19 protein-coding genes are annotated in these 21,925 nt (G+C 73.5%); 8 read left to right on the top strand and 11 right to left on the bottom strand.

Annotation, left to right across the window (positions count from 1 at the left end):
* The first annotated feature begins 316 nt into the window (after nucleotides 1–316).
* Entirely contained in the window at nucleotides 317–1,840 is a 1,524-nt protein-coding gene (locus O2V61_RS14235) for an LCP family protein (protein ID WP_269183929.1), read from the top strand.
* A gap of 85 nt (nucleotides 1,841–1,925) precedes the next feature.
* On the opposite strand, the gene O2V61_RS14230 is transcribed toward O2V61_RS14235, so the two are convergent.
* From O2V61_RS14230 to O2V61_RS14215, 4 genes are read right to left on the bottom strand one after another with little or no spacing between them, the layout of a single operon-like run.
* Entirely contained in the window at nucleotides 1,926–2,681 is a 756-nt protein-coding gene (locus O2V61_RS14230) for a decaprenylphospho-beta-D-erythro-pentofuranosid-2-ulose 2-reductase (protein ID WP_269183928.1), read from the bottom strand.
* The gene (locus O2V61_RS14225; RefSeq protein WP_269183927.1) at nucleotides 2,678–4,042 is read right to left on the bottom strand and encodes an FAD-binding oxidoreductase; all 1,365 of its coding nucleotides are present in this window, start codon (nucleotides 4,040–4,042) and stop codon (nucleotides 2,678–2,680) included. Before O2V61_RS14225 ends, O2V61_RS14230 begins: the two co-directional genes overlap by 4 nt.
* Nucleotides 4,035–5,045 (bottom strand): decaprenyl-phosphate phosphoribosyltransferase, encoded by a 1,011-nt coding sequence (locus O2V61_RS14220; RefSeq protein WP_269183926.1) that lies wholly within the window; start codon nucleotides 5,043–5,045, stop codon nucleotides 4,035–4,037. The genes O2V61_RS14225 and O2V61_RS14220 overlap by 8 nt, the downstream gene beginning before the upstream one ends.
* A 2-nt stretch (nucleotides 5,046–5,047) precedes the next feature.
* Nucleotides 5,048–5,584: a phosphatase PAP2 family protein gene (locus tag O2V61_RS14215; RefSeq protein WP_269183925.1), complete on the bottom strand. Its 537-nt coding sequence runs from the start codon at nucleotides 5,582–5,584 to the stop codon at nucleotides 5,048–5,050.
* 82 nt (nucleotides 5,585–5,666) lie between these two features.
* On the opposite strand from O2V61_RS14215, the gene O2V61_RS14210 reads away from it, so the two are divergent.
* The 4 genes from O2V61_RS14210 to O2V61_RS14195 are packed head-to-tail and all read left to right on the top strand — an operon-like array spanning nucleotide 5,667 to nucleotide 8,820.
* Nucleotides 5,667–6,470: a TIGR03089 family protein gene (locus O2V61_RS14210; protein WP_269183924.1), complete on the top strand. Its 804-nt coding sequence runs from the start codon at nucleotides 5,667–5,669 to the stop codon at nucleotides 6,468–6,470.
* 41 nt (nucleotides 6,471–6,511) lie between these two features.
* A complete protein-coding gene (locus tag O2V61_RS14205) occupies nucleotides 6,512–7,309 on the top strand; it encodes a CoA transferase subunit A (RefSeq protein ID WP_269183923.1) in 798 nt (265 codons plus the stop codon).
* A gap of 1 nt (nucleotide 7,310) precedes the next feature.
* Nucleotides 7,311–7,979 (top strand): CoA transferase subunit B, encoded by a 669-nt coding sequence (locus tag O2V61_RS14200; protein ID WP_269183922.1) that lies wholly within the window; start codon nucleotides 7,311–7,313, stop codon nucleotides 7,977–7,979.
* Between the two features lie 19 nt (nucleotides 7,980–7,998).
* Entirely contained in the window at nucleotides 7,999–8,820 is an 822-nt protein-coding gene (locus O2V61_RS14195; protein WP_269183921.1) for a DUF1028 domain-containing protein, read from the top strand.
* A 3-nt stretch (nucleotides 8,821–8,823) separates the two neighbouring features.
* Here O2V61_RS14195 and O2V61_RS14190 read toward each other — a convergent pair whose 3' ends face one another.
* The 4 genes from O2V61_RS14190 to O2V61_RS14175 all read right to left on the bottom strand — a co-directional run bounded on the left by O2V61_RS14190 (nucleotide 8,824) and on the right by O2V61_RS14175 (nucleotide 12,512).
* Nucleotides 8,824–9,495 (bottom strand): SGNH/GDSL hydrolase family protein, encoded by a 672-nt coding sequence (locus O2V61_RS14190; protein WP_269183920.1) that lies wholly within the window; start codon nucleotides 9,493–9,495, stop codon nucleotides 8,824–8,826.
* Between the two features lie 62 nt (nucleotides 9,496–9,557).
* A complete protein-coding gene (locus O2V61_RS14185; RefSeq protein WP_269183919.1) occupies nucleotides 9,558–10,712 on the bottom strand; it encodes an acyl-CoA dehydrogenase family protein in 1,155 nt (384 codons plus the stop codon).
* Between the two features lie 64 nt (nucleotides 10,713–10,776).
* Nucleotides 10,777–11,277, bottom strand: a complete 501-nt coding sequence (purE, locus tag O2V61_RS14180) for a 5-(carboxyamino)imidazole ribonucleotide mutase (protein WP_331254225.1) — start codon at nucleotides 11,275–11,277, stop codon at nucleotides 10,777–10,779.
* A gap of 11 nt (nucleotides 11,278–11,288) precedes the next feature.
* Nucleotides 11,289–12,512 carry a 5-(carboxyamino)imidazole ribonucleotide synthase gene (locus O2V61_RS14175; RefSeq protein ID WP_269183918.1) on the bottom strand — a complete coding sequence of 408 codons (1,224 nt, stop codon included), beginning with the start codon at nucleotides 12,510–12,512 and terminating at the stop codon, nucleotides 11,289–11,291.
* A gap of 277 nt (nucleotides 12,513–12,789) precedes the next feature.
* On the opposite strand from O2V61_RS14175, the gene O2V61_RS14170 reads away from it, so the two are divergent.
* Genes O2V61_RS14170 through O2V61_RS14160 form a run of 3 tightly spaced genes read left to right on the top strand, consistent with a single transcriptional unit; the run spans nucleotide 12,790 to nucleotide 16,249 of the window.
* Nucleotides 12,790–13,272 carry a hypothetical protein gene (locus tag O2V61_RS14170; RefSeq protein ID WP_269183917.1) on the top strand — a complete coding sequence of 161 codons (483 nt, stop codon included), beginning with the start codon at nucleotides 12,790–12,792 and terminating at the stop codon, nucleotides 13,270–13,272.
* Complete coding sequence (locus tag O2V61_RS14165; RefSeq protein ID WP_269183916.1) at nucleotides 13,269–15,689, top strand: hypothetical protein; 2,421 nt, start codon at nucleotides 13,269–13,271, stop codon at nucleotides 15,687–15,689. The genes O2V61_RS14170 and O2V61_RS14165 overlap by 4 nt, the downstream gene beginning before the upstream one ends.
* Before the next feature lie 44 nt (nucleotides 15,690–15,733).
* A complete protein-coding gene (locus O2V61_RS14160) occupies nucleotides 15,734–16,249 on the top strand; it encodes a GtrA family protein (RefSeq protein WP_269183915.1) in 516 nt (171 codons plus the stop codon).
* A gap of 8 nt (nucleotides 16,250–16,257) precedes the next feature.
* On the opposite strand, the gene O2V61_RS14155 is transcribed toward O2V61_RS14160, so the two are convergent.
* From O2V61_RS14155 to O2V61_RS14145, 3 genes are read right to left on the bottom strand one after another with little or no spacing between them, the layout of a single operon-like run.
* Nucleotides 16,258–19,218, bottom strand: a complete 2,961-nt coding sequence (locus O2V61_RS14155; protein ID WP_269183914.1) for an AAA family ATPase — start codon at nucleotides 19,216–19,218, stop codon at nucleotides 16,258–16,260.
* A complete protein-coding gene (locus tag O2V61_RS14150; protein ID WP_269183913.1) occupies nucleotides 19,215–20,363 on the bottom strand; it encodes an exonuclease SbcCD subunit D in 1,149 nt (382 codons plus the stop codon). Before O2V61_RS14150 ends, O2V61_RS14155 begins: the two co-directional genes overlap by 4 nt.
* 9 nt (nucleotides 20,364–20,372) lie before the next feature.
* Nucleotides 20,373–21,767, bottom strand: a complete 1,395-nt coding sequence (locus O2V61_RS14145; protein ID WP_269183912.1) for an acyltransferase family protein — start codon at nucleotides 21,765–21,767, stop codon at nucleotides 20,373–20,375.
* Nucleotides 21,768–21,925: the final 158 nt, after the last annotated feature.

Below are 21,925 nucleotides of genomic sequence, written 5' to 3'. Positions count from 1 at the left end.
CGACGTGTCCTCCAGCCACTCGTCGCGACTGGGTCGGGGTGCGCACCGATGTCGCGCAGGGACCTTCTCACGAGTTGACCACTCTCCGCATGCGACTCGCGGCATAGAGTAGCTGTTACGCCTGCCACCGACCGGGACTCGCGGGGTGCGTGCGCGACGTGGGGTGAGCTTGGCGGGAGGGGCATCTGTGGGTCGCGGCGGGATGCGTCGCACGACCGCACCCGCACGTTGCCGACGTATCGTCACCAGCGACTCCGCCGCGGGATGGGCAGACCAGCCGCCCAGCGCGCCCGCCCTCCCGACGTCAGGACAACTCGTGAGCGAAACCCCCGACCGCCACGGTGGGATGGACCGCCCCCTGCCTCCCCGGCTGGACCCACGCGCCGGGCGATCCCCGCGTCAGTCGACCTCCGGGTCCTCGAGCACTCCCGGGCACGCCCGCCTCGCCACCGGAGCCCGCGTCGTCGCCGGCCTGCTCTCCCTGGTGCTGCTGGGCACGAGCGGGTGGGGTTGGTATCTCGGCCGGGTCGCCGACGCCAGTGTGAACCGGACCAACGCCATCCCGAGCTCGGGCAACGAGCAGACCGTGGACACCGGCGAGGCGATGAACCTGCTCCTCGTGGGCAACGACAGCCGCGCGGGGGCCTCGGAGGAGGAGCTGGCCCTGCTCAACACCGAGGCCAACGCCGGGCTCAACACCGACACCATGATCCTCGCCCACGTCCCGGGCGACGGGTCCGCAGCCTCCTTCGTCTCCTTCCCGCGGGACTCGTACGTGCAGATCCCCGGCCACGGCTGGGACAAGCTGAACGCCGCCTACGCCTACGGGGCGATGGACGCACCAGAGGGCGCATCGGACGCGGGCGTGCAGGCGGCGGGCGCCCAGCTGCTGATCCAGACGATCAGCTCGCTCACCGGGCTCCGCGTCGACCACTACGCAGAGGTCGACCTGCTGGGCTTCTTCAAGCTGTCGACGGTCGTCGGCGGTGTGGAGGTCAACCTCTGCGAGCCGGCGAAGGACAGCTTCTCCGGCATCGACCTCCCTGCCGGCGTGCAGACGATCAGCGGCGAGCAGGCGCTGGCCTTCGTGCGCCAGCGGCACGGCCTGCCGCGCGGTGACTTCGACCGGATCATCCGCCAGCAGACCTTCATCGGCGGGATGATCCGCAAGATGCTGAGCGACAACGTGCTGCTGGACCTGGGCAAGCAGCGCGAGCTGGTCCAGGCCGCCGCCGACGCGCTGACCGTGGACCAGAACCTCAATCTCCTGCAACTGGCGCAGCAGATGCAGTCGGTGACGCCGGGCAGCATCGACTTCCAGACCGTCCCGTACATCGGTGACGACGAGGACGACGCCGGCCGCTACATCCTCCGGCTCGAGGACGAGGACACGCTGCACACCTTCTTCGCCGAACTCGATGCCGATCCCGAGCCCGCAGCCGAGACGGCGGCACCTGAGACGCCGGAGGTCGTCAGACCGGCCGACGTGGACGTGGAGGTCTACAACGGTTCCGGCATCTCCGGCCTGGCCGGAGATGCCGGCGAGGAACTGACCGCGGCGGGCTTCCAGGTCATCGGGACGGCGAACGCCGACTCCATGGACTACGAGGTGACCGAGATCCGGCACGTCGCCGGAGACGAGGCGCTGGCGGCGGCACTGGCCGCCCAGGTCCCGGGTGCGGTCACCGAGGTCGTCGACGACGCCGTCAGCGGCACCGTCCAGCTGGTGCTCGGCTCGGACTTCAACGGGGTGGGGCAGGCCGTGACCGCCGCACCCGCGGCGCCGGTGACGGAGGGCGCGGACGCCCGGACCGCCGCTGACACCGGCTGCATCAACTGACCCGACGCGCAGCAGCGGCAGACGGCGAGGGAGGTCCCACCCGATCGGGGTGGGACCTCCCTCGTCCGTGGGGCGTCCGGTGGGCTCAGATGGGCAGCCGTCGGAACAGTGCGCGGGGGGTGTGCCGCAGGCCGCTCATCACCCACCGCATCGCGCCGGGCACCCAGACCGTGTGCCGTCCTCTGCGGATGCCGGTGACGATCGCCTCGGCGACGGCCTCCGGGGTGGTCGCCAGCGGCGCGTCGGCCAGGCCCTCGGTCATCTTGGAGCGCACGAAGCCCGGCCGGACGACGAGCACGGAGACCCCGGTGCCGACCAGCGAGTCGGCCAGCCCGGAGTAGAAGGCGTCCAGCCCTGCCTTGGTGGAGCCGTAGACGAAGTTGGACGCCCGCGGCCGCTCCCCCGCCACCGAGGAGAGCGCCACGATGACGCCGTGCCCCTGCCGGCGCAGCTGGTTGGCCAGCTCGGTGCCGACCACCGCGGGCGCGACGTAGTTGACCTGCGCCAGCTGGGCCACGGCGGTCGGGTCGGTGCGCAGCTGGTCGGCCTCCCCCAGCAGCCCGAAGGCGACCACCGCGACGTCGATGTCACCCGCGGCCGCTGCCTCGGTGACCATCCGGCCCGGCGACGCCGGGTCGTCGGCGTCGAAGTCGACGACCTGGACCTGTGCGCCGGCGGCGGTGAGCTCCGCGGCGACGGCGCTGCGGCGCGGGGTGTCCCGCGCGGCGACGACCACCCGCAGCGGCCGCTCCGCGAGGTACCGGCGCGCGGTGGCCACCGCGATGTCGGAGGTGCCGCCGACGAGCAGCAGCGAACTGGGCGAACCGAGCGCGTCGATCACAGCGCGAGCCTCCTGGCCAGGTCGGAGGTGAAGACCCCGTCCGGGTCCACCCGCTTGCGCACGGCCCGGAAGTCGTCGATCCGGTCGTACATCTCCTCGAAGGTCTCCGGGCGCACCCGGGAGTCCTTGGCCAGGTAGGTCCGCCCCTCCGCGGCGACGACGACCTCGTCGAGGGAGTCCAGCAGGCCGGCCAGCCCCTTCATCACCGGGATGTCCAGGGCCAGCGTCCAGCCGGGCGAGGGGTAGGACAGCATGCCCGGGTTGCCGGGACCGAACCGCTTCAGGACGGCGAGGAAGGACGCCGTCCCGAAGGAGCTGAGCCGGTCCAACACCTCGCGCATGGCCTCCTCCTGCCCGAAGGGCACGGTGACCTGGTACTGCACGAAGCCCTTCGGGCCGTAGATCCGGTTCCAGCCGCCGACCGCGTCGAGCGGGTGGAAGAAGGTCGGGATGCTCTGCAGCTGGTCGCGCTTGCGCGTGGGCGCCTTGCGGTACCAGAGCTCGTTGAACGCCGCGACGGTGGCCAGGTTCAGCAGGCCGGGCGGGAAGACGTCGGGCACGGAGGCCTTGACCGAGCCGTGGTACCGCAGCGGGTCGCTGCGGCGCTTGGCCGGCAGTTCGTCGAGCTTCGCGAAGCGTCCCCGGGTGACCACCGAGCGGCCCATCCGCTTGCCCTTGGCCAGGGTGTCGATCCAGGCGACCGAGTACTCGTAGAGGTGATCGGTCTCGGCGAGCAGGGTCATCAGCGAGTCGAGGTCGGGCGTGCGGTCGGTGTCGACCAGGCACCGCGAGGACTCGATCGCCTTCATCTGCACCTGCGCCCGGAGGACGACGCCGGTCAGGCCCATGCCGCCGACCGTGGCCCAGAACAGGTCGGGGTCGGAGTCCGGGCTGATCCGGCGGACCTGCCCGTCGGCGGTCAGCAGGTCGAGCCACCGCACGTGCTGGCCGAAGCTCCCGGCGACGTGGTGGTTCTTGCCGTGGATGTCCGCGGCGATGGCCCCGCCCACGGTCACCAGCCGGGTGCCCGGCGTCACCGGTACGAAGAAGCCCTGCGGCACGAACCGGTTCATCAACTCGTCGAGGGAGATGCCGGCCTCGACGTCGACCAGGCCGGACTCCAGGTCTGCGTGCAACACCCGGTTCGCGGTCGTCATGTCGAGCACGGTGCCGCCCGCGTTCTGCGCGGCGTCGCCGTAGCTGCGGGCCAGGCCACGGGCCACGACACCGCGGCCGGTGGCGGCGAGCACGGCGGTGCGGACGTCGTCGTCACCGTTCACCGGGACGAGCGCGGCACGGGTGGGGGCGGTGCGGCCCCACCCGACCAGGGGGACGGTCTCCTGCAGTGTTCGCTCAGACACCGAAGACCCCCAGGCCGACGGTCAGCACCCACAGGGCACCGAGGACGAGCAGGACGCGGTCGCGCATGACGATCTCCTCCGGGGCACCTGCAGCGCCCTTGTCGACGTCCCGCGCGTACCGCAGGATCGCCATCACGAACGGCGCGATGGAGATGGTCGCCCACGGCACGCCGTCCTGGGTCTCGGCCATCTCGAACGCCCACAGGCTGTAGGCCGTCACGGCCACACCGGCCGACAGGCTCCAGACGAAGCGCAGGTAGCTGGCCGAGTACTCCTGCAGCGTCTTGCGGGTGGCCGCCTCGTCGCCCACGAGGACGAGCTCGGAGTAGCGCTTGCCGGCGACCATGAACAGCGACCCGAAGGCGGCCACCAGCAGGAACCACTGCGACAGCAGCAGTCCCGCGGCGACGCCGCCGGCGATGCCGCGCAGCAGGAAGCCGGAGGCCACCACGGCCAGGTCGATGACCGGCTGGTTCTTCAGGAACACGCAGTAGGCGAGCTGGATGACCACGTAGGCCCCCAGCACCCCGGCCAGCTCAGGCCGGGTCAGCAGCACCGCGGTCGTCAGTGCGACGGCGAAGAGCACCACGGCCAGCGCCACCGCGAGCGGCCGGGGCACCAGACCGGCGGCGATCGGGCGGTACCGCTTCTTCGGGTGCCGGCGGTCCTCCTCGACGTCGATCGAGTCGTTGACCAGGTAGACCCCGGACGCCGAGAGGCAGAACAGCAGGAAGGCGACCGCCGTCGGGCCCATGACGTCGGGGTCGAACACCGCTCCGGCGGCCAGCGGGGCGGCGAGCACCAGCCCGTTCTTGACCCACTGCCGCGGGCGCAGGGCGCGGACGACGCCCCACGGACGCGATCCCCGGAAGCCGGGGGTGCGCGGCGGCGGCGGGACCTTGGCCGGCCCGGCGGTGTCGACCGCGGTCAGCGGGGCCGGCGCCGCGCCCACCACGGTGGGCGGCGAGGCGGTGACGGGTGTCGAGTCGGGGTACACGCTCACGGTCACGCCTTCCTGCCGGCGATCGGGTTCGTACGACGTCGGACGACGGTGGCCACGCCGGCGCCGAGGGCGGCGCCGCAGAGGACGTCCGAGGGGTAGTGGACGCCCAGCAGCACCCGGGAGACCAGCATGGCGCCGGTGACGGCGACCATGACCGGTCGGCCCAGCATCGGGGCGAAGCCGACCGCCGCGGCTGCGGTGGAGCAGCTGTGCGCGCTCGGGAAGGACAGCGTGCTCGGGGTGGCGACCAGTGCGGGGACGTCGTCGAGGGCCGGGCGCACGCGGCGGACCACCCGCTTCACGACCACCCCGGCCCCGTGGGCGGCCACGACGCCGGTCACGGCAGCGGCCCAGCCGGCCCGGTCCCGGCCGCGCAGCCAGCCGGCGGCACCGAGGGCGATCCAGCCGATCGCGTGCTCGCCGAAGTGCGAGAGACCCCGGGCTGCGGACACGGCCGGCGTGCCGCCCAGGGCGCGGCGCGTGGACCGGAGCAGGGAGTGGTCGAACCGGAGCAGCACGGTGCCGGGGCTAGCGCTCATCGAGACGTGACTGTAGCTGCGCACCGCCCACCGCACGGCGACGTGAAGGAGAGGTTCGTCGCGCACCTGTCACTCTGGTCGCGTGCCCCCCACCGCTCCCCCCACCCCCGCGGATCTGCTCACCGCGGCCCTCCGCCGGGACGCCGCCGCCCCACTGATCACCTTCTACGACGACGTCTCCGGCGAGCGGACCGAGCTCTCGGCCACCACCCTGGCCAACTGGGTGGCCAAGACCGCCAACCTGCTGCAGGAGGAGTTCGACGTCGGGCCGGGCAGCACCGTCGGCCTGGCCCTGCCGGTGCACTGGCAGACCGCCGCCGTGCTCCTCGGGGTGTGGAGCTGCGGGGCCGCGGTCTGGGAGACCGCCGCCGAGGACGACGACCGGCTCACCGACGCCGACGTCGTGCTGGCCGACGCCGACCGGCTGCCCGCCCTGGAGGAGCTGGGCCTGGACGAGCTGCTGGGCCTGTCCCTGCACCCGATGGGCATGGGGATGACCGGCTACACCGGCCCGGCGCGCGACTTCGCGCTCGAGGTGCGGGGCCACGGCGACGTCTTCTCCCCCTGGCTGCCGGTCGATCCCGCCGCGGTCGGGCTGGTGCTCGGCGGAGGCCAGCTGAGCCTGGCCGCGCTGGTCGAGGCGGCGACCGAGCTGGCCGGCCGGCTGGGCCTCGTCGCCGGTGACCGGGTGCTGGTCGACCAGCAGGCGGCGACGGAGGCCGGGCCGGTCGCGTGGCTGCTCGCCCCGCTGGCCGCCGGGGCCTCGCTGGTGCTCTGCCGCGCGGCCGCACCGTCCGGCCTGCTCCGTCGCGCGGAGACCGAACGGGTCACCGCTACGCTCGGGCTGAAGCTCGACGGGATCCGCGAGCTGGGCCGCCCCGCCTGACGCACCACCTGCCCAGCCCTCGAACGGATGGTGGTCAGCGCATGGACAAGGTCGTCGCGAGCGCACGGGAGGCCGTGGCCGACATCCCCGACGGGGCCACCCTGTCGGTCGGTGGGTTCGGGTTGTGCGGGGTGCCGATCGCGTTGATCGACGCGCTGCTGGAGCAGGGCGCCGAGGACCTGACCACGATCTCGAACAACTGCGGGGTCGACGACCAGGCGCTCGGGGTGCTGCTCTACGCCGGGCGGATCGCCAAGACGATCAGCTCCTTCGTGGGCGGCAACAAGGAGCTGGCCCGGCTGTACCTCTCCGGTGAGCTGGAGGTCGAGCTGACCCCGCAGGGGTCGCTGGCCGAGCGGCTCCGTGCGGGGGGCACCGGGATCCCGGCCTTCTACACCCCCACCGGGGTGGGGACGCTGGTGGCCGACGGCGGCATCCCGGTGCGCTACGACGCCGAGGGCACCGTGGTGGCCACCAGCGAGCCCAAGGAGGTCCGCCGCTTCGGCGACCAGGACTTCGTCCTGGAGACCGCACTGACCGCGGACTTCGGTCTGGTCCGAGCAGCGGTCGGTGACCGGCACGGCAACCTGGTGTTCCACGAGTCGGCCCGCAACTTCAACCCGCTGTGCGGCATGGCCGCGACGATCACCATCGCCGAGGTGGAGGAGCTGGTCGAGCCCGGGGAGATCCTGCCCGAGTCGGTGCACCTGCCCGGGGTCTTCGTCCAGCGCGTCGTGGTCGTGGGGCCCGAGGGCAAGCGGATCGAGCGGCGCACCACCCGTCCCCGCCCCGGAGCGGCCGCACCCGCAGCCGCCGGCACCGAGTCCACGGAGGCCTGAGATGGCACTGTCCCGCGACCAGCTCGCCGCCCGGGTCGCCCTCGACCTGCAGGACGGCCAGTACGTCAACCTCGGCATCGGCATGCCCACCCTGGTGCCCAACCACATCCCCGACGGGGTGCACGTGGTGCTGCAGAGCGAGAACGGCGTGCTCGGGGTCGGCCCCTACCCCTTCGAGGGCGAGGAGGACGCCGACCTGATCAACGCCGGCAAGGAGACGATCACGATCCTGCCCGGGGCCAGCTTCTTCGACTCCTCGCTGTCCTTCGGCATGATCCGCGGCCACCACATCGACGTCGCCGTCCTGGGCGCGATGCAGGTCAACACCCGAGGCGACCTGGCCAACTGGCTGATCCCCGGGAAGATGGTCAACGGGATGGGCGGGGCGATGGACCTGGTCCACGGCGCCCGCGAGGTGATCGTGATGATGGAGCACGTCGCCCGCGACGGCTCCCCCAAGATCGTCGACGAGTGCTCCCTGCCGCTGACCGGCAAGAGCTGCGTCGACCGCATCATCACCGATCTCGCCGTCATCGACGTCACCGACGCCGGGCTGGTGCTCCGCGAGACCGCACCGGGCGTCACCGTCGCCGACGTGGTCGCCGCCACCGGCGCCCCGCTGCAGGTGGACGGCGAGGTCCCCACCATGACCTTGCCGGCGACCGTCTGACCCCCGCCCACCAGGACAGGTGACCTTCTCCGTCATCGCCCGGGACCCCACGACGGGCGACCTGGGCATCGCAGTCTCCTCCTGCATCCTGGCCGTCGGCCGTGCCGTGCCGACGGTGCAGCCGGGGGTCGGCGTGGTCGCGGTCCAGGCGCGCAGCCGGCGGGGCCTGGGCCGCACCCTGCTGGCCGGACTGACCGACGGCGCCTCGCCGCAGGACCTGGTCAGGCGGGCCGCGCACGCCGCCGAGGACGCCGACCGCCAGATCGCCGTCCTGGACGCGGCCGGCCGGGTGGCCGCCGACACCGGCCCGGGCTCGCTGCCCACCAGCGGGCACGTGCTGGGCGAGGGGTTCAGCGTGCAGGGCAACATGCTCGCCTCCCCCGACGTGCTGCCGGCCATGGCGCAGGCCCTCACCGCGGCCAGCGGGGCGCTGTCCGACCGGCTGATCGCCGCGCTGACCGCGGGGCAGGACGCCGGCGGTGACCTCCGCGGCCGGCAGTCCGCCGCGCTGCAGGTGGTGAGCGGGGCCCCGGCCAGCGAGGACGACGACGGCGTCCGGGTGGACCTGCGGGTCGACGACTCCGGCGACCCGGTCGCCCAGTTGCGGATGCTGCGCAACCTGCAGCGCGCCTACGACGAACGCGACTACGAGACGCTCGCGGTCTTCGCCCCCGAGGGCGCCCGAGACCTGTACGCGGCGCTGGCCGCCTCCCGGCGCGGGGACCGGGCCGCGGCCCGCAGCGCGCTGGAGGCGGTGCGCACGCGGCCCGGCTGGTCGACGTGGCTGGCCTCGATGGCCGGCGACGCGCGCCTGTCCGCCGTCTCGCAGCTGCTCGACTGAGAGTCAGAGACCCCGGTCCCGCAGCGCCTCGGCCAGCTCGGTGCCCATCCGCTCGTAGCCTGCCCCATTGGGGTGGACGGGGTCGGCGAAGAGGCCGTCGGCCGGGCTGAGCCACCCTTCGGCGATGGGGTCGATGAAGGTCAGCCCGGCCGAGCCGGCAGCCTCCAGGAGGACGTCCCGGACCGCGCCCACCCCCGCCGGGTCGACCCCGGGCGGAGCGACCGGGCCCAGCACCACGACCCGAGCGTCGGGGAGACGGGCGGCCAGCGCCGCGTACAGGTGGTCGGCGGCCGCGCGCAGTTCGGCGACCGGGTGGCCCACGTCGTTCGTACTGCCCTGGACCAGCACCAGGTCGGGCTGACCGGCCACGACGTCGTCCAGCCGTTCCCGGTACGGCGCCGGGTCAGCGGCGAGCCCGCCAGCGAGATAGCCGGTGCCGTCCTCCGCCTCGAGCACGGTCGCCCAGCCCATGGCCTCCGAGACCAGCGGGACATAGCCGGCACCCTCGGCCGAGTCCACCGTGTAGGAGTCGCCCAGCACGACCACGCGGGAGTCGGCGGCCGTCGTCCTCGCGTCGTCGCCCGACGGCGCGCTGCCCGACGCCGTCGAGAGACCACAGCCGACACAGGCGAGAACCGAGAGGACAGACAGCAGGACCGGAGTGGGAGACCGCACGCCACGAGGCTAGGGCGTGCGGTTGCGCTCCGAGGACTCCCGAGGTCGTGTGCCGGCCGCCGTCAGCGGAGCAGGCTGCGCGCGATCACCATGCGCTGCACCTGGTTGGTGCCCTCGTAGATCTGGGTGATCTTGGCGTCGCGCATCATCCGCTCGACGGGGAAGTCCTGGGTGTAGCCGGCGCCACCGAACAGCTGGACGGCGTCGGTGGTCACCTGCATCGCGACGTCCGAGGCGAAGGCCTTGGCGGCGGCGGAGACCCGGGTGACGTCGGGGCTCCCCTGCTCACCGGCCGCGGCAGCGACGTACACCAGGTGCCGGGCGGCCTGGATCTTCATGTCCATGTCGGCGAGCATGAACTGGACGCCCTGGAAGTCGCTGACCGCGGAGCCGAACTGGCGACGGTCCTTGGTGTAGACCACCGCGGCGTCCAGTGCGCCCTGGGCGACCCCGACCGCCTGGGCGCCGATGGTCGGCCGGGTGAAGTCCAGCGTCCGCAGCGCCGTCGTGAACCCGGTGCCGGGCTCCCCGACGATCCGGTCGGCCGGGATGGTGCAGTCGGTGAACCACAGCTCGCAGGTCGGCGAGCCCTTGATCCCCATCTTCTTCTCCTTGGGCCCCACGGCGAAGCCCGGGTCGTCGCGGTGCACGACGAACGCGGAGATGCCCTTGGCACCCTTCTCCGGGTCGGTGACGGCCATGACCGTGAACCACTCGGACACGCTGGCGTTGGTGATCCACGCCTTGGTGCCGTTGAGCACCCAGCTGTCGCCCTCGAGCCGCGCCCGGGTCCGCATCGCCGCGGCGTCGGAGCCCGCCTCCCGCTCGGAGAGCCCGTAGCTGATCATCGCGTCACCGGCGGCGATCGAGGGCAGCACCCGCTGCTTGAGGTCCTCCGACGCCGACAGGATCACCGGCACCGAGCCGAGCTTGTTGACGGCGGGGATCAGCGAGGCGCTGACGTCGACCCGGGCGACCTCCTCGATCACGATGCAGGTGGCGATCGCGTCGGCACCCTCACCGCCGTAGGCCTCCGGGACGTGCGTGGCGTGGAAGCCCGCCGCGGTGAGCGCCTTCTGCGCCTCCACCGGGTAGCGGGAATCGGCGTCCACCTCTGCGGCGAACGGGGCGATCTCCCGCTCGGCGATCTCGCGGACGGCTTCCCGGATGGCGTCGTGCTCGTCGGTGAGCGCGTACAGCGCGGCGTTGTTACCCACGGGTAGATGCTAAGCCCGGCAGCGCCGCTCCTGGGAACAACTCACCCCGGAGCGGGGTGTCCGGTCAGGGCGCGATCCGCTGCTGCAGCGCGTCGTCCCGGGCGACGACGGACGCCGCCAGATCGGCCTGGAACCGCTCCACCGCTGCGCGCAGCTGATCGTCGCCGGCGGCCAGGATGCGCACGGCCAGCAGTCCGGCGTTCCGACCGCCGCCGATCGAGACGGTGGCCACCGGCACACCGGCCGGCATCTGCACGATCGACAGCAGGCTGTCCAGGCCGTCGAGCCGGTCCAGCGGCCGGGGCACGCCGATCACCGGCAAGGGCGTCGCCGCGGCGACCATGCCGGGCAGGTGCGCTGCTCCCCCGGCGCCGGCGATGACCACCCGCAGACCCCTCTCAGCAGCGGACTCGGCGTAGTCCAGCATCCGCCGCGGGGTGCGGTGCGCGGAGACGACGTGCGCCTCCCATGGGACGTCGAACTCGGCCAGCGCCTGCGCGGCGGGCTCCAGCATCGGCCAGTCGGAGTCACTGCCCATCACGATGCCGACGATCGGGTCGCTCACGGCACAGCTCCTCAGTGCTCGGTCTCGAAGGCGAACGCAGGGTCGACGACGCCGTCGGCCAGGTAGCGGGCAGCAGCCACCGCCCGGGCGCGCACCTCGGCCATGTCCTCGCCCAGCGCGGTGACGTGCCCGAGCTTGCGGCCGCGCCGCTGGCCCTTGCCGTACCAGTGCAGCTTCACGTCCGGCCAGTGCGCCATCAGGTGGTGCACCCGTTCGTCGAGGCCGGGCCCGGACCAGTCGTCGTCCGCGGTCGCGCCGCCGAGCACGTTGGCCATGACGACCACCGGCGCGGTCATCGCCGTCGATCCCAGCGGGTAGTCGAGCACGGCGCGCAGGTGCTGCTCGAACTGGCTGGTCCGGGCGCCCTCGATCGTCCAGTGCCCGGAGTTGTGCGGGCGCATCGCCAGCTCGTTGACCAGCACGCCGTCGGCGGTCTCGAACAGCTCCACGGCCAGCATGCCCACCACCCCGAGCCGGTCGGCGATCCGGACGGCGAGCTCCTGGGCGGCCGCGGCCAGCTCCTCGGAGAGCCCGGGCGCCGGGGCGTAGACCTCGTTGCAGACGCCGTCCCGCTGGACCGTCTCCACCACCGGCCAGACCGCGACCTGACCGAACGGCGAGCGGGCGACCTGCGCCGACAGCTCGCGCACCATCGCCACCCGCTCCTCCGCGAGCAGCGTGCCGTGCCGCTCGAGGAGGTCGGCGACCTGGTCGGGGCCGGAGACGACGAAGACGCCCTTGCCGTCGTAGCCGCCACGCGGGGTCTTCAGCACCACCGGCCAGCCGACGCCGTCGGCGAAGGCGGTCACGTCGTGCACCGTGCGCACCTCGGCCCAGGCCGGCTGTGGCTCCCCGGCCTCGGTCAGCGCCCGGCGCAGCACCAGCTTGTCCTGGGCGTGCACCAGGGCAGCGGGACCCGGGGCGACCCGGTGGCCGTCGGCCTCGAGCGCGCGCAGGTGCTCGGTCGGGACGTGCTCGTGGTCGAAGGTGACCACCGTCGCGCCCGCGGCGAGACGCCGGAGGTCGGCGAGCTCGTTGTGGTCACCGAGCTGGACGTCGGCGGCCACGAGCGCCGCGGACTCGTCCGGGTCGGCGGCCAGCACCCGGAGTGACTGCCCCAGCGCGATCGCCGCCGGGTGCGTCATGCGGGAGAGCTGTCCCCCGCCGACCATCGCCACGACGGGCATCCCGGTGGTCGGGTGGAGCGGCGTGTGCGAGGACGGAGAGGTGGTCATCGGTGCCCAGCCTAGTGATCAGCCCGCGGGTGGCCGCCCGCGCCGTTCTCGCCGGAAGTCACCTCGGCCGCCTCATCCGGACCCTCCCGCCCCACCGGCGACAGCGACCGTGTCGCTCCGGCGGTGACTGGGTGTACAGCTGTCATTCTCCTGCGTAGCCATGACTGAGCTGCGCGATCCCCGACGGGCTCGGTGCGGCAGGTCCTCCACGCAGACCCGAGGGACGTACATGCGACAGGGACGGCGACCGGCTGCGCTCGGCGCAGTGGCGCTCATCATGACGGCCTTGGTCGGCTGCACCTCGGCGTCCGATGATGTGGCGGCCGGGACGTCGGCCCCTCGATCCGGGACTGATGCGGCGGCCACCACCGCGCCGGGCACCTACGGGGTCCCCGTCGACCCCGCACTGCCCGACCCCACCGACGTGGCAACCGACGCCCCGGTCACCACCCCTCCCAGCGACGCAGTGCGGGTGGTCGTCACCTACTCCGGGTGGACGGACACCAGCGCGGCCGTCGAGTTCGGCGCGTACGTCGCCGGGGTGGTGGAAGCCGGGGGCACCTGCACCCTGACGCTCACCGCCGGCTCGTCCTCGGCCAGCGCGACGGTGGAAGCCCAGCCCGACGCCTCCTCGACCTCCTGCCCGATGATGTCCATCGCGGGCACGGAGCTGTCCTCCGGCACCTGGCAGGCAGCCGTCGAGTACGAGTCGTCCGGGACATCGGGGCAGTCGAAGCCCGTGTCGGTGACCGTGCCGTGATCCGCAGCGTCGTGCGCCTGCTGACCGTCGCGGCGCTGCTGGCCACCACGCTGGCCCTGCCCGGCTCCGGGAGCTCGCCGTCCGCCACTGCGCAGGCAGCGGACCTGAGCTCCTTCGACCCCGGCAACATCATCTCCGACGCGATCTTCTTCGACTCCCTCGCCACCGACGTGAACACCGTGCAGACGTTCCTCGCCGCCAAGGGCGCCAACTGCGTCGCGGGTGAGATGCCCTGCCTGAAGGACTACCGGCAGAGCACCGCGAACCAGACCGGCGACAGCTACTGCGCCACCTATCAGGGCGCGGCCGACGAGACCGCCGCAGCCATCCTGGTCAAGATCGGCGTCGCCTGCGGCATCAACCCGCGGGTGCTCCTCGTCCTCCTCCAGAAGGAGCAGGGCCTGATCACCGGCACGCGGCCGAGCGCCACGAGGTACACCAAGGCCACCGGCTTCGGCTGCCCCGACACCGCGCCGTGCAACCCCGCCTTCTCCGGCTTCGTCAGCCAGGTCTACTTCGCCGCACGGCAGTTCCAGCGGTACGCCGCGGGCGCCGCGGGCAGCTACCGGGCGGGCAGGGAGAACAAGGTCCACTACCACCCCGACCTGACCCGTTGCGGGTCCTCGCAGGTGTTCATCCAGAACAAGGCCACGGCCGGTCTCTACAGCTACACCCCGTACCAGCCGAACGCAGCCGCGCTGGCCGCCGGCTACCGCGTCGGGGACAGCTGCTCGTCCTACGGCAACCGCAACTTCTGGAACTACTTCACCGACTGGTTCGGCTCCACCCAGTCCCGCGGTGCCACCGCGATCGACAGGTTGCACGCCGCCACCGGGGGCAGCACCGGTCTCCTGGGCGCCCCGATCTCCGGCTACCTCTGCGGGCTGGTGGCGTCGGGCTGCTGGCAGCAGTTCCAGACCGGGGCCATCTACTACACGCCCGCGACGGGTGCCCACTACGTACGTGGCGCGATCCGGATCGAGTGGGGGGACAACGGCTACGAGGCCGGCTTCCTCGGCTATCCCGTCACGAGCGAGAGCTGCGGGCTGATCAGGGGCGGCTGCTGGCAGCAGTTCCAGGGCGGGGCGGTCTACTGGAGCCCGGACAGCGACGTCCACTTCGTCCGAGGTGCCATCCGGAGCGCCTGGGCCGGACAGCGGTGGGAGGCCGGCGTCCTCGGCTACCCGATCGCAGACGAGGCCTGCGGGCTGGCCGGCTCCGGCTGTTGGCAGCAGTTCCAGGGTGGGACGTACTACTACTCGCCCGCCACCGGAGCACACTTCGTGCGGGGCGCGCTCGAGACGGGTTGGGCCGACCAAGGGCGCGAGAGCGGTTTCCTCGCGTACCCGCTGACCGACGAGGGCTGCGGCTTGGTGGGCGGTGGGTGCTGGCAGCAGTTCCAGGGGGGATCTCTGTACTGGAGCCCCGCGAGCGGGGTGCACCACGTCCGCGGCGCCATCCTCTCCCAGTACGCCGCGGTGGGTTGGGAGAACGGTGCACTGGGTTACCCGACCAGCGGCGAGACCTGCACGACGACGCCCGCGATGTGCACCTCGACGTTCCAGGGCGGGGTGATCGTGTGGAGTCCGGCCACCGGTCCGGTCGCTTCCGCGCCGCCCACCCTGGAGGGCTGGCAGGCCCGCGGCGGGGCCACCGGCCCCCTCGGCCTGCCCACGGTGAACACCTGGTGCGGACTCGTCGGCGGCGGTTGCAACCAGGTGTTCACGGGCGGGACCCTGTACTCGACTGCCCGTACCGGCACCCACCTCGTGCGCGGAGCGATCCTCAGCCGCTACGCCGGCGTGGGCCGGGAGGCCGGCGCACTGGGCTACCCGACCAGTGACGAGAGCTGCACCCCGGCGAACACCTGCAGCAACACCTTCGAGCGCGGCTCCATCGTGTGGAGTCCGGCGACCGGGCCGCTGCTCGTCTCCGATGCGGTGTCGGGGCGCTGGACGGACCTCGGTGGCGTCGGTGGGCCGCTCGGCAGGCCGCTGGCCGACACGTCGTGTGGACTGACCGCAGGAGGTTGCTCACAGGCGTTCGAGGGCGGGACGATGTTGACCAGCCCTGCCACCGGGGCCTTCTGGACCCGGGGCGCGATCCGGGGCCTCTGGACGTCGGCGGGGGCACAGCGCGGCCCGCTCGGATATCCCCTCTCGGATGAGAACTGTGGGCTGGTGGGTGGTGGGTGTTTCCAGATGTTCCAGGGCGGTGCGGTGTACTGGTCGCCGACCTCGGGCGTGCACGCGGTGAGCGGTGGGCTGTGGGACGCCTGGGCCGCCCAGGGGTGGGAGACCGGCCCGTGGGGCTATCCGACCGGGGACGCACAGGTGACCGGCAGCGTCGTGACCCAGCGGTACGCCGGAGGTACCGCGCGGTGGGACACGGTCACCGGGACCGTGACCTTCGGCTGATCCGCGGCGAGCGGGGGGCTCGGGCGCCTGCCTACACTCGGCAGGTGCCTGAGTCCCCCGTCCGCGCGGGCCGAGCCCCGAGCCGGTGGCGGCTCTTGGCCAGGGAGCTGACCGCGTTCGGCGTCGTGGGCGCCGTCTGCTTCGTCCTGCAGGTCGGGGGCTTCCAGCTGCTCTACGCCCACCTCGGCGTGGGCGCAGTGACGTCGAACCTCATCGCCACGCTGGTGTCGATGACGGCGGCGTACCTCGGGCACCGCTACTGGTCGTTCTCCGACCGGGAACGCTCAGGCGTGGCCCGCCAGTACCTGGTGTTCGCCGCGATCAACGGGGTCACCCTGCTGCTCGGGCTGACCGTCGTCGCGGTGGTCCGCTACCCGCTGGGGCAGGACAGCGCGCTGGTGCTGCAGGTCGCCAACGTGGGCTCCATCGTGCTGGGCACCGTGATCCGCTATCTCGGCTACCGCCGCTGGGTGTTCCGTGCCGCGGCGCCGGAGGCGGGAGCCGGCGAGCAGCCGGAGCCGGCCGACCACGGTGCAGCGGCAGTCCCCGTCTCCCGCTGAGCCCCACGTCAGGCAGCGAGCCGCGAGCCGTGCCGGCCGGAGACGACCTCCAGCCGGCTGCTGATCCGGGTCCGCAGCTCCTCGACGTGACTGATCACGCCGACGGTGCGCCCACCCCGGCGCAGCTCGTCCAGGACGGTCATGACCGCGTCGAGGGCCTGCGGGTCCAGGGTGCCGAAGCCCTCGTCGACGAAGAGCGTGTCGATCCGGACGCCGCCGCTCTCGGCCGTGACGACGTCGGCCAGGCCCAGCGCCAGGGCCAGGGAGGCCATGAAGCTCTCCCCACCGGACAGGGTCTTCGTCGGCCGCCGGGCGCCGGTGTGCTCGTCGAGCACGTCGAGCCCCAGTCCGCCCCGCGCGCCGTGCCGGCCGAGGGCGTCGCTGTGCAGGAACGTGTAGCGCCCACCGGACATGTCCTTCAGCCGCCGGCTGGCCACGGCGGCGACCTGCTCCAGCCGGGCAGCCAGCACGAAGGACTGCAGCCGCATCCGGAGCGTGTTCGCCCCTCGGCCGTTGACCAGGTCGGCGAGGGCGGTGACCTGCTCGGCCACGGCCCGGCGCTCGTCCAGCTCGACCTCGATCTCGGTGAGGTCGGCGGTGAGCGAGTCCAGGGCGTCGGCGCAGCGCCGCACCTCGGCCAGCGCACCGACCGCGGCCTCCCGGCTGCGCGTCGCACCGCGACAGGTGTCGGTCAGCGCGTCCAGGTCCGGCCGGGGCGCGAGGTCGGCCAGCTCCGGTTCGGCCAGCGTCGCCGTGACCACCGACCACCGCTGGTCGTGCTCGGCCACCCGCCGCCCGGCCGACGCCGCGGTGGCCCGGTCCAGCAGCGCGTCCGCGGCGGCCAACAGGTCCGGGAACCCGGCCTCGGCGACACGCTCCTCGGCCAGCCGGCGAGCTGCGTCGGCTGCCGTCCGAGCGCGCAGTCCCGCGCCCTCGGCGTCGACGAGGGCCTCGCACCGTTCGGTCTCGGTGGCGAGGCGGGCGATCCGGGCGGCGATGCCGGGGTCCTCGCCCTGCGCGGCGAGCAGCCGCTGCTGCACCGCCGCCAGCGTCTCCTGTGCTGCCACGCGCTCGGCGGTCCGCCCCGCCAGCTCCTCGCGGGCCGCGGCGGTGGCTGCCAGGGCGGCTTCCCGCTCGGCGGTCAGCGTGACCAGTGCCCGGCGTGCCCCGTCCAGGACCCCGGCTGCGGCGCGTGCCCCGGCCTCCTGCTGGGCCGCCTCGGCGAGCGCGTGCTCCTTGTCGGCCAGCGGCTCCGGCCCGGCCTGGGCACGGAGCACCGCCAGCTCCCGGTCGGTCTCCTCCAGCGCGGCGCGCAGGTCGGCGAGCCGGGCCTCGGCCTCGTCCGCGGCGGCACGGCCGGCGTCCTCGTCGGCCTGGGTCACCACGGGACCGCCGTGGCCGGCCAGCCGTGGGTGCTCCAGCGCACCGCACACCGGGCAGTCCTGGCCGTCGGCCAGACCGGCGGCGAGCTCGGCGGCCATCCCGTCCAGCCGCCGGGTGCGCAGGTCGCCCCACGTCTCGCGGGCGTCCAGCCACGCCTCCCGGGCGGTGTCGACGGCGCTGCGCTGCTCCTCCTGCCGCCCGGCCAGCTCACCGGCCGCCCGGGCCGCAGCGAGGGCGGCACGCCGACCCTCGAGCACGGCGGTCAGCCCGGGCAGGCTCGAGGCCGCCGCCGCGGCCTCGGCGACCCGGGCCTCCTGCTGGGCCAGCCGCGCCGGCCACTCCAGCGCGGCGGCCTCGTCCTCGGCGCAGCGGGCCCGCAGCACCTCGACCCGGCGGGTGGCCTGGGCCACCTCACGGGTCAGCTCGGCGGCGCGGTCGACGTCGGGGAGCAGTGCCCGCAGTCCGGCGATCTCGTCCCGCAGCGCCCGGGAGAGCAGCGTGTCGGCCGGACGACCGGCGGCGACCTCCGCCCAGCGGTCGCGGGCAGACGCCAGGTGGTCCGCCGCGCCCTCGGCGTCCAGGGCCGCGCGACCGGCGGCCTCCAGCACGTCCCGCACCGGCTCGGCCCGGCCACCGGCGTCCAGCGCCGCACGCAACGGCAGCAGCTCCGCCGCCTCGGCCTGCAACCGGACGAGCTCGGCCCGGGCGCGATCGCGCCGGTCGTGCCGGTCGACCTCGCCCCGGGCGGCGGCCAGCACGGCGTCGACCCGCGCGACCTCGGCGGCCGCCCGCTCCGCCTCCGTGCGCTGGTCGGCGAGCCGCCCAGCGACCTCGGCACGCACCCGCTGCACCCAGGCACCGGCGGAGGCGTGGGGCGTGGCACCGACCAGCTCCGGGGCCAGCTCCTCGGGCACGTCGACGTCGGCCACCTGCGCCACCCGGGCCAGCAGGGTGCTCGCCCGCAGCCGGACCTCGTCCCAGTGTCCGCGGGCGACGGTGCGCTGGTCGGCGAGCCAGTCCTCGACCTGGGCGAAGCGCCCGACGTCGAACAGCGTGCGCAACAGCCGGCCCCGGTCCTCCGGCTCGGCCACCAGGAACCGCGCGAAGTCCCCCTGCGGGAGCAGCACGACCTGGCAGAACTGCTCGGCCGACAGCCCCAGCCGGCTGCGCAGGTGCTCGGAGCCCTCGTCGATCCGGGTGCTGACCGGCTCCCAGCCCTCCGGCGTCCAGCGCTGCACGGTGAGCTTGGCCTGCTCGGTGGTCCAGCCGGTGCCGCGCCGCTTGGGCCGCTGCTGCTCGGGCCGGCGGGTGACCAGCAACCGCTCCCCGCCGAGGGTGACCTCGCACTCCACCTCGGTGCGGACCTGCTCGACGGCGTGGTCGCTGCGCAGCCGCTTCTCCTCACCGCGCGCCCCCGGGACGGTGCCGTAGAGGGCGTACACGACCGCGTCCAGCAGCGTCGTCTTCCCGGCGCCGGTCGGGCCCCAGAGCAGGAACAGCCCGTCCCGGCCGACGTCGTCGAGGTCGACGTCGACCCGGTCGGCGAACGGCCCGAAGGCGGTCAGGGAGAGCGAGTGGACCCTCATGCCAGCGACTCCTCGTGCGCAGCCGCGGCCAGCGCCCGGCCCAGCAGTTCGAGCTCGGCCGGGGTGGCGGCCACCGCGCGGACGTGCGCGACGAACTCCCCGGCCACCTCCAGGTCGCTGCGGCCGGCCAGCCGCTCGGTGTAGCTGCGCTGGTCGCCGGGCTGGCCGGTGCCGGCCCACTCCAGGTGCACCGCGTGCGGGAAGCGCCCCTGCAACTGGCGCATCGGGTCGCTCGGCCGGGCCGCATCGGTGAGCTGGGCGGAGACGAAGTGCCCGGTCACCGGCTCCAGCTCCGGGTCGGCGAGCAGCGCGGCGAGCTCCCCACGCAGCACGGTCAGCTGACGGGGCGCCGGGAGGAGGACGGGCCGCACCTCGGCCAGCCCACGGGCGTCGAGGTCGACGAGCCAGGCCTGTTTCTGCTGGCCGGCCTCGCCGAAGGAGTAGGCGAGCGGTGAGCCGCTGTAGCGGATCCGGTCGCTGAGCGACTGGGGCCGGTGCAGGTGGCCCAGGGCCACGTAGTCGACGCCGTCGAAGACCGCGGCGGAGACCAGGTCGACCCCGCCCACGCAGATGTCCCGCTCGCTCTCGCTGGGCAGCCCACCACCGACGAAGGCGTGCGCCAGCACCACCGACCGGGTGCCCGGTCGGAGGAACAGGTCGGCCCGGACCCGGTCCATCGCCGCGCCCAGCACCGCCTCGTGGCCGCGGGCGTCGGGCAGGCCCAGCTCGTGCCGGGCCACCTCCGGCTCGAGGTAGGGCAGGCCGTACACCGCGACGTCACCGTGCTCGTCGGCCAGCAGCACCGGCTCGTCGAGCGCCGGGGTCACCGCGCGGACGTGCACCCCGGACTGGGCCAGCAGCCCGGCGCCGAACCCCAGCCGCCGTGCCGAGTCGTGGTTGCCGGGGGTGAGGACCACCTGGGCGCCGGCACCTCGCAGCCGCATCAGCACCCGGTCCAGCACACCCGTGGCATCCGCCGAGGGAACGGCGCGGTCGTACACGTCACCGGCGATCAGCACCACGTCGACGGACTCCGCGCGGACGACGTCGGCCAGCCCGCCCAGCACCTGCTCCTGCTCGAGGAGCAGGTCCGTGCCGTGGAGGGATCGGCCGAGGTGCCAGTCGGAGGTGTGCAGCAGTCGCATGCCGTGACGTTAGGACGCGGTACCGACGATCTGCTCCAGGCGGCGGTCATCCGTCCCTGACCGGCGACCGGCAGAGGCCAGGCGCTCGTCCGCGCCACCACGCCTCGGGAGCGGCGGCAGCTGACGAGCCGCCGATGAGGCCGGCAGCCCCGTCGTCCGGGGGCCGACGATCGAGGGCACCGGTGCCCGGACGGTGATGACCGGTGTCCGGACGTCCGAGCCTGCCGAGGACCGGGCTGCAGCGGTGGACCGGCCGAGCAACCGGAGCACCAGGCGCCTCCCCGGCTCCTCGACGCCGTGGTAGAGCCCGGCGCTGAGCACCAAGGAGACCAGGATGAGCAGCGGCAGCACCAGGACCATGCCGGCCCGCATGTTCCCCTGTGGCTCCCCGCCGCGGAGGAAGAGGGTCAGCACGACGTCCAGGACGGCGAAGTGCACGAGGTAGAGGCTGTAGGACAGTCGCCCCCCGTAGTTCATCGCGGCTCCGGACAGCACCCGGGCCGGGCCGCGTGAGGTGAGCGCCAGACCGGCGATGAGCAGGGGGAAGACGATGACGATCACGCCCGAGTAGTCGTGGGGTCCGGTGCCCTGGACCCGCCACGCCGCCCAGAACACGCCCATGACGACCAGGAAGAGGCAGGTCCAGACCCCGGCCAGCGCGATCGCCTCGGTCCGCTCGTCGCGACGGACCCGGCGGACGGCGAGCGCAGCCAGCATGCCGGCGGTGAAGCCACAGGCGATCCGGAGCACCCAGGACTGGGTGAAGTCCTGCGGCCCCCAGAGGAAGGACGTGACCGAGAGCGGCGCCATGGCCGCCACCGAGAGGACGAACAGCACCGCCGCGGGCAGGCGGCGCAACGGCCTCAGTGCCAGGACCAGCACGGGGAAGGCCAGGTACGCAGCCCACTCAGCACTGATCGACCAGCCGGGCAGGACGTAGCTGGCACCGTGGAGGTCCTGCTCGCCCCACATCTGCGTCATCGTCAACTGCCGCAGCAGGGTGGGCGCATCGGCGGCCGGGTGGGCGGCCACGAGTTCCGACGACCACCCCAGCGACCGCACGGTCCACAGCCAACCGCCCATCACGATGGTGACCGTCGCCCACGCCGGCCACGTACGAGCGAGCCGACTGACGAGGAACGACCACGCTGCAGCCAGGGTCGGCGAGCTCCCCATGCGATCGCCGTAGGACAGCATGATCAGGAAGCCGCTGAGCACGAAGAAGGCCTCGACACCGGTCCAGCCGGCGCTGATGACCGGGCGCAGGATGGGCGCCTGCTCGATGTACGGGAGCATGGGCCCCTGGTAGTGGAAGAGCACCACCAGGACGGCGACCACGATGCGCATGCCGGTGAGCGCGCGGATCTCGGGAGTGCCGCCGACTCGCCGCACAGCTGTCGTCACGTCTTCCCCCCAGAGATGGTCGCCCCCGGGAGAGTCCCCCCGCGCCACGGTCGACCCTAGGAGCTGGACCGGTCCACCTTGAGCCGACGGGAGACCAAGTCGAGGGGCGCCTGTTGGCAGGTCGCGACAATGGTCGCCCCATCCGCCCCACGCCTCTC

The sequence above is a fragment of the Modestobacter sp. VKM Ac-2985 genome, assembly GCF_026967925.1.
In the GTDB taxonomy this organism is placed as follows: domain Bacteria; phylum Actinomycetota; class Actinomycetes; order Mycobacteriales; family Geodermatophilaceae; genus Modestobacter.
This window is presented reverse-complemented; position numbering and strand designations above follow the sequence as displayed.